This is a genomic window from Streptomyces sp. NRRL F-4489, assembly GCF_001509485.1.
Lineage (GTDB): Bacteria > Actinomycetota > Actinomycetes > Streptomycetales > Streptomycetaceae > Streptomyces.
The window spans coordinates 1-9,993 of the sequence record NZ_LLZI01000066.1 but is presented as its reverse complement, the minus strand read 5'-3'; the positions used below and the strand labels follow the sequence as shown (position 1 = coordinate 9,993).

Annotated in this window: 9 protein-coding genes; 4 read left to right on the top strand and 5 right to left on the bottom strand. The window is 74.4% G+C overall.

All coding sequences use genetic code 11. The annotated features are described in order from the left end of the window. Positions 1-25 precede the first annotated feature (25 nt). The 5 genes from rsmA to rsmI all read right to left on the bottom strand — a co-directional run bounded on the left by rsmA (position 26) and on the right by rsmI (position 4,676). Positions 26-934, bottom strand: a complete 909-nt coding sequence (gene rsmA / locus ADL22_RS07855) for a 16S rRNA (adenine(1518)-N(6)/adenine(1519)-N(6))-dimethyltransferase RsmA (protein WP_066975121.1) — start codon at positions 932-934, stop codon at positions 26-28. Next, complete coding sequence (locus ADL22_RS07850; RefSeq protein ID WP_066975119.1) at positions 931-2,091, bottom strand: resuscitation-promoting factor; 1,161 nt, start codon at positions 2,089-2,091, stop codon at positions 931-933. The genes rsmA and ADL22_RS07850 overlap by 4 nt, the downstream gene beginning before the upstream one ends. A 108-nt stretch (positions 2,092-2,199) precedes the next feature. Next, positions 2,200-3,075: a TatD family hydrolase gene (locus ADL22_RS07845; RefSeq protein WP_066975117.1), complete on the bottom strand. Its 876-nt coding sequence runs from the start codon at positions 3,073-3,075 to the stop codon at positions 2,200-2,202. 33 nt (positions 3,076-3,108) lie between these two features. Continuing rightward, entirely contained in the window at positions 3,109-3,558 is a 450-nt protein-coding gene (locus ADL22_RS07840) for a hypothetical protein (protein ID WP_079063926.1), read from the bottom strand. Positions 3,559-3,800: 242 nt separating this feature from the next. Next, positions 3,801-4,676 (bottom strand): 16S rRNA (cytidine(1402)-2'-O)-methyltransferase, encoded by an 876-nt coding sequence (gene rsmI / locus ADL22_RS07835; RefSeq protein WP_066975115.1) that lies wholly within the window; start codon positions 4,674-4,676, stop codon positions 3,801-3,803. Positions 4,677-4,806: 130 nt separating this feature from the next. On the opposite strand from rsmI, the gene ADL22_RS07830 reads away from it, so the two are divergent. From ADL22_RS07830 to ADL22_RS07815, 4 genes are all read left to right on the top strand, one after another. Continuing rightward, a complete protein-coding gene (locus ADL22_RS07830; protein ID WP_066975113.1) occupies positions 4,807-6,546 on the top strand; it encodes a dolichyl-phosphate-mannose--protein mannosyltransferase in 1,740 nt (579 codons plus the stop codon). Between the two features lie 161 nt (positions 6,547-6,707). After that, positions 6,708-8,363 (top strand): penicillin-binding transpeptidase domain-containing protein, encoded by a 1,656-nt coding sequence (locus tag ADL22_RS07825; RefSeq protein ID WP_066975111.1) that lies wholly within the window; start codon positions 6,708-6,710, stop codon positions 8,361-8,363. Positions 8,364-8,451: 88 nt separating this feature from the next. Continuing rightward, positions 8,452-8,979, top strand: a complete 528-nt coding sequence (locus ADL22_RS07820) for a YbaK/EbsC family protein (protein ID WP_066975123.1) — start codon at positions 8,452-8,454, stop codon at positions 8,977-8,979. After that, on the top strand, positions 8,976-9,824 hold the full coding sequence (locus ADL22_RS07815) for a DMT family transporter (RefSeq protein ID WP_066975108.1): 849 nt from the start codon (positions 8,976-8,978) through the stop codon (positions 9,822-9,824). The genes ADL22_RS07820 and ADL22_RS07815 overlap by 4 nt, the downstream gene beginning before the upstream one ends. The last annotated feature ends 169 nt before the right edge of the window (positions 9,825-9,993 follow it).

The following is a 9,993-nucleotide window of genomic DNA, read 5'->3' as shown; positions in this document are numbered from 1 at the left end:
GGGGCGGGGCGGGTCACGGGGCGGGTCACGGCGTGGACTCCTGGCCGGCGGCGGCGTCGGCGGCGGCCTTGTTCTCGGCGATGGCGATGAAGGACTCGATGGCCAGCGATTCGCCGCGGGCCTGCGGGGAGACGCCGGCGGCGACGAGCGCGGCCTCGGCGGCCCGGGCCGAGCCCGCCCAGCCGGCGAGCGCGGCCCGCAGGGTCTTGCGGCGCTGGGCGAAGGCGGCGTCGATGACCGCGAAGACCTCTTCGCGGGAGGCGCGGGACGGCAGCGGTTCGGTGCGGCGGACCAGGGAGACCAGGCCGGATTCGACGTTGGGGGCCGGCCAGAAGACGTTGCGGCCGATCGCGCCGGCCCGCTTGACCTCGGCGTACCAGTTCGCCTTGACGGACGGGACGCCGTAGACCTTGCTGCCGGGGCCGGCGGCGAGGCGGTCGGCGACCTCGGCCTGGACCATGACCAGGGTGCGCTGGATGGTCGGGAACCGCTCCAGCATGTGCAGGAGGACGGGCACGGCGACGTTGTAGGGGAGGTTGGCGACCAGGGCGGTGGGGGCCGGGCCGGGCAGCTCGGTGACGTGCAGGGCGTCGCGGTGGACGAGCGTGAAGCGGTCGGCGCGCTCGGGCAGGCGGGCGGCGACGGTGGCGGGCAGCGCGGCGGCGAGTACGTCGTCGATCTCGACGGCGGTGACGCGGTCGGCGGTCTCCAGGAGGGCCAGGGTCAGCGAGCCGAGGCCGGGGCCGACCTCCACCACCACGTCGTCGGGGCGGACCTCGGCGGTCCGGACGATCCGGCGGACGGTGTTGGCGTCGATGACGAAGTTCTGGCCGCGCTGCTTGGTGGGTCGGACGCCCAGCGCGGCCGCCAGCTCCCGGACATCGGCGGGGCCCAGCAGGGGGCCTGTGTCATCAGTGGTCTTGCGCTCGCTCACCCGTGAAGCTTACGGCCGCACAGCGGCCACGGGCTCGCGCCCCGGGTGACGTAGAGCTTCTTGGCCCGGTAGGTCTGCTCCTCGGCGGGGGCGTCCTGGGGGCGGCCGGTGCCGCCGAGGCGGTGCCAGGTGGCGGTGTCGAACTGGTACAGGCCGCCGTGGGTGCCGGTGGCGTCCACCGCGTCGGGGCGGCCGCCGGCCTCGCAGCGGGCCAGCGCGCCCCACGCGAGGTGGTCGGCGCCGGGGACGGAGGCGGGGGCGGCGCGGGTGCCGACGCGGACGATGCGGGGGCTGGGCGCGCGGAGCGTCTCGGTGGCGATGCGGCGGGGGCGGCGGTGGACGCCGTTGACGGTCTCCCAGCGGTAGGTGACGCGGCGCAGGCCCGGGGCGCCGGGGCGGACGGTCTGCTCGGTGCCGCGCGGCAGGCGCGGGTCGGGGCGGCGGATGGTGCGGAACGGGACGGGTTCCTCCCGGACCTCGGTGCGGCCGGTGATCCGCAGTACGGTGACGGTCTGGCCGTCGCGGGGGAAGCTGTCCGGCGGTACGGAGGTGGTGTCCGCCTCGCGCAGGGCCAAGCCGGCCTCGGCGAGGGCCTCGCGGACGGTGGCGGCGGTGGTGCGGACCAGGTGCTCGCGGCCGTCCGCGACGAGGTGGACGGTGCGTGCGGTGCGGACGTGGAGTTCCAGGCCGTGCCGGCCGATGGGCCGGGAGCGGGCGGTGGAGAGGTAGGCGCCCTCGGCGCGGACGCCGAGCTGGCGCAGCGCCTCCTCGACGGTGGCGGCGGTGGTCCACACCCGGCGGCGGTGCCCGTCGAGGGTCAGGACGACGGGCCGGCCGTGGCGGACCACGACCTCGTCGCCGCTGGTCAGGCCGGTGCCGGGGGCGGGGGCGACGATGTCGTGGGCGCCGACCGGGACGCCCTCGTCGGCGAGCAGGCCCTCGACGTCGCCGGCGAAGGTGTGCAGGGTGCGCGGGTCGCCGTCGACGCTGAGCCGGATCGCCTTGTCCTGGGCGACGAAGGCGGTGGTGCCGCCGGCGAGGAAGGCGACGACCAGGGCGCGGGGCAGCAGCCGGCGGAGGTGCTCGGGGGCGGCGGCGGGGCGCCGGCGGCGGCCGCGGGCGCGGCGGCCGCGGTGGCCGCTGGGTGAGGGGCTCACGCTGCACCTGCCACGGGTGTCGTCCGGTAACCGGTCAAGCGCGGAATGTAGCGGAGTACGGGCGTCCGGCCCAACTCCCGCCGGGCCGGCGCGCGTCGGGCCGTGCGTTCAGTAGTCGAACGCGCGGGCGGTGTTGGCGGCGACGGCCGAGGCCAGCGCGTCCTCGTCCATGTCCTTGACGGCGGCCATGGCCCGCAGGGTGAGCGGGATCAGATACGGGGCGTTGGCCCGTCCGCGGTACGGGGCGGGGGTGAGGAAGGGCGCGTCGGTCTCGACGAGGAGGAGTTCCGGCGGGGCCGCGGCGACGGCGTCGCGCAGCGGCTGGGCGTTCTTGAAGGTGACGTTGCCGGCGAACGACATGAAGTAGCCGGCCGCGGCGCACACTTCGGCCATCGCGGCGTCGCCGGAGAAGCAGTGGAAGACGACCCGGTCCGGGGCGCCCTCCTCGCGCAGGATCCGCAGGACGTCGTCGTGGGCCTCGCGGTCGTGGATGACCAGGGCCTTGCCGTGCCGCTTGGCGATCTCGATATGGGCGCGGAAGGAGCGCTCCTGGGCGGCCATGCCGTCCGGGCCGGTGCGGAAGTAGTCGAGGCCGGTCTCGCCGACGCCGCGGACCTCGGGGCGGGCGGCCAGCGCGTCGATCTCGGCCAGCGCGGCGTCCAGGGCCGCGTCGCCGCCGGGCTCGCGGGCGCCCTGCCGGGACCAGCCGTCCGGGTCGCCGAGGACGATCCGGGGCGCCTCGTTGGGGTGCAGGGCGACGGCGGCGTGCACCGCGTCGTGGGCCGCGGCGGTGTCCGCGGCCCAGCGGGAGCCGTTCAGGTCGCAGCCCACCTGGACGAGGGTGGTCACACCGACCGAGGCGGCCTTGGCGAGGGCCGCCTCGACGGTCGTGTCCTGCATGTCCAGGTGGGTGTGCGAGTCCGCGACCGGCACCCGGAGCGGTTCGGGCAGCGGCGGCGGGGTGTGCTTGTCCTGCGTGGCCATGGCCGCGATCCTACGAGGACGGCGGCCGGCGCCTCACCTGCGGTGGTGCTGGAAGGGGTGCAGCAGGTCGGAGAGGTGCCAGTGGTGCCGCTCCGGCGCGGGCCCGTCGCCGTCCGCGCGGTGGGCGGACTTCCGCTGCGGGCTCTGGTGCAGGTGCGCGATCGCGTCGGAGACCATCGAGACCTGCCCGGAGCGCATGATGCGGACGACGGTGCCGCCGCAGCTGCGGCACGTCGGATGGGTCAGGGGCGAGGGGACGCGCTCGCCGTCCGCGTAGTACACGGCGTGCGTGACGCCCTTGGTGTCCACCTGGTGCTCGATGTCGTACGCCTGCTCCCAGCCGTGGCCGCAGCTCATGCAGCAGAAGGCGTACGCCTCGCGGGCGGCGGGCTCGGGCCGCCGGGCCTGGGTCGGGACGGGCTGGGTCGGGGCGGGCGCGGCGCCGGTCGCACCGGCCGTCGTCGTCTTGGTGATGTCGCTCATGTGCGCTCCTCTTGTCCGCTGGACAAGCTCTCCGGGGCCGGAAGGTCCCGTACTCAGGGAACTCCTTCCGGGGCCGGAACGGCAGCCGAGTCGGCACCTATTGGCCCAGATTTGGCAGCTCGTAGGACAAACGCATCGCGGGGCGCCCGTTCGCTTTACCTTCGATGCCGTCCATTTACCTTCTGAACGGTCGCTTCCCGCCCGTACGCTGGGCTTTTACGCTCCGTCGAGCATGCCCACGCTCATCCGGAGGCGCCCGGACCGCCGCCCGCCCGGTCGGCGTTCTTCGCCGCCACCACCGCGTCGAAGACCTCCCGCTTGGGCAGCCCGGCCTCCGCCGCCACCGCCGCGATCGCCTCCTTGCGGCGCTCCCCCGCCTCCTCGCGGATCCGCACCCGGCGCACCAGCTCCGCGGCGTCCAGCTCCGCCGGGCCGCGCTCCGGGGCGCCCTCCACCACGATCGTGATCTCGCCGCGGACGCCCTCGGCGGCCCACGCCGCCAGCTCGCCCAGCCCGCCGCGCCGCACCTCCTCGTACGTCTTGGTCAACTCGCGGCAGACCGCGGCGCGGCGGTCGGCGCCGAAGACCTCGGCCATCGCCGCGACGGTGTCCGCCAGGCGGTGCGGCGCCTCGAAGTAGACCAGGGTGCGGCGTTCCTCCGCGGCCTCGCGGAGCCGGGCCAGCCGCTCACCGGCCTTGCGGGGCAGGAAGCCCTCGAAGCAGAAGCGGTCCACCGGCAGCCCGGACACCGCGAGCGCGGTGAGCACCGCGCTCGGGCCGGGCACGGCGGTGACCTTCACGCCGCGCTCGACGGCGGCGGCGACCAGGCGGTAGCCGGGGTCGGAGACCGACGGCATACCCGCGTCGGTGACCAGCAGCACCCGCGCCCCGCCGGCCAGCGCGTCCGCCAGCTCCGGCGTCCGGGCCGCCTCGTTGCCCTCGAAGTACGACACGATCCGGCCGGCCGGCACCACGTCCAGGGCCTGGGTGAGCCGGCGCAGCCGCCGGGTGTCCTCGGCCGCGATCACATCGGCGGCGGCGAGTTCGGCGGCGAGCCGCGGCGGGGCGTCCGCCACGTCGCCGATGGGCGTCCCTGCGAGTACCAGCGTTCCAGTCACGCCCCCATCCTCCCAGCCCCGCGGCCGCCACCCCGGCGGGGACCGGCCGGGACCGCCCGCCGACCGGGCCGGTGACGCGCCGGGGCCGCCCGGCGGCGCACGCCCGCGCTCCGCAGACCCCTTCCCTACGATGGGCCGGGTGACCAGTGACACCGCCGCGACGCACGCGGCCGCCCCGCACCCCCCGGAGCCGACCGACCGGCCGCCCGGGTGGCAGCGGCGGCTGCGCCGCTTCGGGTACGCCGGGCGGCCGGCCCCCGACGTCCGGACGCGGCTGGTCGCGCCGTTCCCGGAGCCGGACGGCCGGGGCTGGGCCCTGCTCGGCGCGGGCCCACGCCTCACCGCCTGGCTGATCCGCTGGTCGGGCTGGCTGGGGCCGCTGCTGGTGACCCTGTGCGCGGGCGTGCTGACGTTCTGGAACCTCGGCAGTCCGCACAAGGTGATATTCGACGAGACGTACTACCCCAAGGACGCCTGGTCGCTGCTCCAGTACGGCTACGAGGGCACCTGGGCGAAGAACGCCAACGACGCCCTGCTGGCCAACCCGCCGCGGATCCTCCTCTCCCCCGAGCACTCGTACGTCGTCCATCCGCCGATGGGCAAGTGGCTGATCGCGCTGGGCGAGTGGGCGTTCGGGATGAACCCCTTCGGCTGGCGGTTCATGACCGCGCTGCTGGGGACGCTGTCGGTGCTGCTGGTGTGCCGGATCGGGCGGCGGCTGCTGCGCTCGACGGCGCTGGGCTGCCTGGCCGGCGGGCTGCTGACGGTGGACGGGCTGCACTTCGTGATGAGCCGCACCGCGCTGCTCGATCTGATCGTGATGTTCTGGGTGCTGGCCGGTTTCGGCTGCCTGCTGGTGGACCGCGACCGCACCCGGGCCCGGCTGGCGGCGGCGCTGCCGGTCGGCGCGGACGGCCTGACCCGGCCGGATCCGGACATCGGCGGCCGGCTGCGGCTGGGGTGGCGGCCGTGGCGGATCGCGGCCGGGCTGTGCCTGGGCCTGTCGGCGGCGACGAAGTGGAACGGCCTGTACTTCCTGGCCGCGTTCGCGCTGATGGCGGTCCTGTGGGACATGGGCGCGCGGCGTACGGCCGGGGCCCGGCACCCGTTCCGGGCGGTGCTGCGGCGCGACACGCTGCCCGCGTTCGCCTCCACGGTGCTCGTCGCGCTCGCCACGTACCTGGCGTCCTGGACGGGCTGGATCGCCACCAAGGGCGGCTACTACCGCGACTGGGCCACCAGCCCCGAGGGCCAGCACTCCTCCTTCACCTGGCTGCCGGACTGGCTGCGCAGCCTGTGGCACTACCAGACCGAGGTCTACGCCTTCCACACCGGCCTGACCACCCCGCACACCTATATGTCCAACCCGTGGAGCTGGCTGGTGCTCGGCCGCCCGGTCTCGTACTTCTACGAGGACCCCAAGGCCGGGCAGGACGGCTGCACCGCCGCCGAGGGCTGCGCCCGCGAGGTGCTGGCGCTGGGCACGCCGCTGCTGTGGTGGGCGGCCTGCTTCGCGCTGCTGTACGTGCTGTGGCGGTGGCTGTTCCGGCGGGACTGGCGGGCCGGGGCGATCGCCTGCGGCGTCGCGGCCGGCTATCTGCCGTGGTTCCTCTACCAGGAGCGGACCATCTTCCTCTTCTACGCGGTGGTCTTCGTGCCGTTCCTGTGCCTGGCGCTGGCCATGATGATCGGCGCGATCATCGGGCCGCCGGGGGCGGACGAGCGGCGGCGGACCATCGGCGCGGTCGGCGCGGGCGTCCTGGTCCTGCTGATCGTGTGGAACTTCATCTACTTCTATCCGCTCTATACCGGTATGCCGATCCCGAAGAGCGCCTGGCACAACCGCATGTGGTTCGACAGCTGGGTCTAGGGACTCCCCGAGATGTGACGAACCTGTCACGGCGGTTCCACAGCGTGTCACCGGACCGTGCCCGGATCGAGACGTACCGCCCGCCCGTGTCCCTTAGAGTGCGGGAGACGTTCTTGGGTGCGTACTCACGGACGGAAGGCTCCTGGGAGGGGATCGGTGGCATGCGCCGCGAGGTGAAATACGGACTGATCGGCGGATCGGTGGCCCTGGTGGCAGGGGTCGTCGGCGGCTTCACGCTGTTCGGCGGCTCGGACGGGTCGTCGCCGCAGGCGGTCAGGGCGGCGGACGCCAAGCCGGGCGCCGGCGGCCCCTCGGTGCCCTCCGGCCCGCTGACCGCGCAAGAGGTCAACACCACCGCGCAGACGTTCCTGACCGCCTGGCAGTCCGGCGACGCCGACAAGGCCGCCGCGCTCACCGACAACCCGGACGCCGCCCGCACCGCGCTCGCCTCGTTCGCCCGGCAGGCGAAGTTCTCCAAGGTGGCGCTGAAGCCCGGCACACCGGCCGGCGACAAGGTGCCGTACACGGTCACCGCCGAGATCGACTACAAGTCCGTCAAGACCCCCTTCTCGTACGGCAGCGCGGTCACCCTCCAGCGCGACAAGGCCACCGGGAAGCCGCAGATCGCCTGGCAGCCGTCCGCGCTCTACCCGGGCCTGGCCAAGGGCGACGAGCTGCGCACCGGCGAGGCCGAGGCGCCGCCGATCAAGGCGGTGGACCGCAACGGCGTCGAGCTGACCGCCAAGGACCACCCGAGCCTGGCCGGCATCCTGGACAGCCTGCGCACCAAGTACGGCGCCAAGACGGACGGCAAGCCCGGTGTGGAGCTGTACATCCACCGCGCGAAGGCCGCCGACAGCAACGCCCAGCAGCCCGACAAGACGCTGAAGGTGCTCGCCAAGGGCACCCCGGGCACCCTGAAGACCACCCTGGACGCCAAGCTCCAGACCGCCGCCGAGAACGCCGTCAAGGGCAAGAAGTCGGCGTCCGCGGCGGCCGTGAAGCCCAGCACCGGCGAGATCCTGGCGCTCGCCAACTCCCCCGCCGACGGCTTCAACGTCGCCACCCAGGGCTCGCTGGCCCCCGGCTCCACGATGAAGATCGTCACCGCGGCGATGCTGATGGACAAGGGGCTGACGGCGCCGGACAAGAAGGACCCCTGCCCGAAGTTCGTCACCGTGGGCGGCTGGAAGTTCCAGAACCTCAACAAGTCCGAGATCCCGGACGGCACCTTCGCGCAGAGCTTCGCGGCGTCCTGCAACAACGCCTTCATCGGCCACGCCAAGGACCTCTCCGACGACGACCTGACCAAGGAGGCCCGGGACGTCTTCGGCATCGGCCTGAACTGGGCGACCGGCGTCCCCACCTTCGACGGCACCGTCCCCGTCCAGCACGACGCGCAGATGGCGGCGTCGCTGATCGGCCAGGGCGGCGTGCGGATGAACCCGCTCAACGTCGCCTCGATCGCGGCCACCGCCCGCTCCGGCTCGTTCCACCAGCCGTACCTCGTGGCGCAGTCGCTGGACGGCCGGGCGTTCGCGCAGGCCGCGCGCACCATGAAGCCGGAGACCGCCGCCAACCTCAAGTCGCTGATGAAGCTGACCGCCACCTCCGGGACGGGCGCCGAGGCGATGCAGGGCATCGGCGGCGACATCGGCGCCAAGACCGGCTCGGCCGAGGTCGACAACCAGGACAAGCCGAACGCGTGGTTCGCCGCCTACCGCGACGACCTGGCCGCGGCGGCGGTCGTCCCGGCCAGCGGCCACGGCGGCACCAACGCCGGCCCGGTGGTCCGCGCCATCCTCACCGCCAACTGACGCCCGGCGGCGCGCCGTTGGCGGCGGCGCGCCCCGGCCGCCGGAACCCGTTCGCATGGCCCGTACAGCTTTCGCTAGCGTGCGGGCCATGAGCGATTCCGCGACCGGCACCGAGACCGCCCCGACCGCCACCGCTACCGCCACCGCCGCCCATCCGCGTTTCGCCGAGGCGCTGGCAGCCCTCGGCCTGAGCGTCGAGATCCGGAAATTCCCCGAGGCCACCCGCACCGCGGCCGAGGCCGCCGCGGCCATCGGCTGCGACCTCGCCCAGATCGTCAAATCCCTGGTCTTCGCCGCTGACGGCGCACCCGTCCTGGTCCTCATGGACGGTGCCTCCCGGGTGGACGTGGAGCGGGTCCGCGCGGAACTGGGCGCCGCGAAGGTCACCCGGGCCGACGCCGCCGTCGTCCGGGAGACCACCGGCTACGCCATCGGCGGCGTCCCGCCGTTCGGCCACCGCACCCGCACCCCCGTCCTCGCCGACCGCGGCCTGCTCGCGCACGGCACGGTCTGGGCCGCCGCCGGCACCCCGCACACCGTCTTCCCGCTCGACCCCCGGACCCTGATCGCGCACGCCGGCGGCCGCGTGGTCGACGTCCGCGAGCAGACCTCGTGACGCCGCTGGTCGTGGCGGCCGTCCTGCTGGCCGCCGTCACCCACGCCGCCTGGAACGCGCTCGCGCACGGCATACGCGACCAGCTCCTGGCCTTCACACTGGTCGGCGGCGGCGGCACGCTGTGCGGTCTGGCGCTGGCCGCCTTCACCCCCCTCCCGGCGGCCGCCGCCTGGCCCTACCTGCTGGTCTCCGCCGTACTGCACGTCGTCTACCAAGCGTTGCTCATGCGGTCGTTCTCGCTGGGCGACTTCGGCCAGATGTACCCGATCGCGCGCGGCACCGCGCCGCTGGCCGTCACGGTCCTCGCCGCCGTCTTCGTCCACGAGATCCCGGGCCCCTGGGTGCTGGCCGGCGTCGCCCTGGCCTCCGCGGGCCTGGTCGGACTGGCCCTGTGGGGCATCCGCGGCGCCGGCTCCCGCCCGCACTGGCCGGCGATAACGGCCGCCGTCGCCACCGGCCTCGCCATCGCCTCGTACACCACCGTCGACGGCCTCGGCGTCCGCGCCTCCGGTACGCCGCTGGGCTACATCGCCTGGCTGATGTTCCTCGAAGGCATCGCGATCCCCGTCTACGCGCTGGCCACCCGGCGCGGCCGCCTCGCCGCCGAACTCCGCCCGTACGCGGTGCGGGGCCTGGTCGGCGGAGTGCTGTCCGTCTTCGCCTACGGCCTGGTCCTCTGGGCGCAGACGCGTGCGCCGCTGGCCCCCGTCGCGGCCCTGCGCGAATCGTCGATCATCGTCGGGGCGGCGATCGGCACGCTGTTCTTCAAGGAACGCTTCGGCCTGCCGAGGGTTGCGGCGGCGGGGGTGATGGTGGTGGGGATCGGGCTGATGCTGGCCGGCTGACCTCGCCGGCTGACGCCGGGGGGCTTCCCACGTTGTCGGCTCTCCCGCCGTGCGGGGGCGTTCTTTTCCGCCTTCGGCGGAGGGGTTGGGGGTTATGGGTCGGGGCCCCTGGTGGGTTCGTGGTGGCGGGGCCGGGGGCTCTGGGGTGGGTTGTCGGACTGCTTCGCTT

Excerpts from the sequence above, each read along its gene's own strand:
- ADL22_RS07840 (WP_079063926.1), bottom strand. The coding sequence starts at position 3,558 with ATGAGCGACATCACCAAGACGACGACGGCCGGTGCGACCGGCGCCGCG.
- ADL22_RS07830 (WP_066975113.1), top strand. The coding sequence starts at position 4,807 with ATGGGCCGGGTGACCAGTGACACCGCCGCGACGCACGCGGCCGCCCCG.
- ADL22_RS07825 (WP_066975111.1), top strand. The coding sequence starts at position 6,708 with ATGCGCCGCGAGGTGAAATACGGACTGATCGGCGGATCGGTGGCCCTG.
- ADL22_RS07820 (WP_066975123.1), top strand. The coding sequence starts at position 8,452 with ATGAGCGATTCCGCGACCGGCACCGAGACCGCCCCGACCGCCACCGCT.
- ADL22_RS07845 (WP_066975117.1), bottom strand. The coding sequence starts at position 3,075 with ATGGCCACGCAGGACAAGCACACCCCGCCGCCGCTGCCCGAACCGCTC.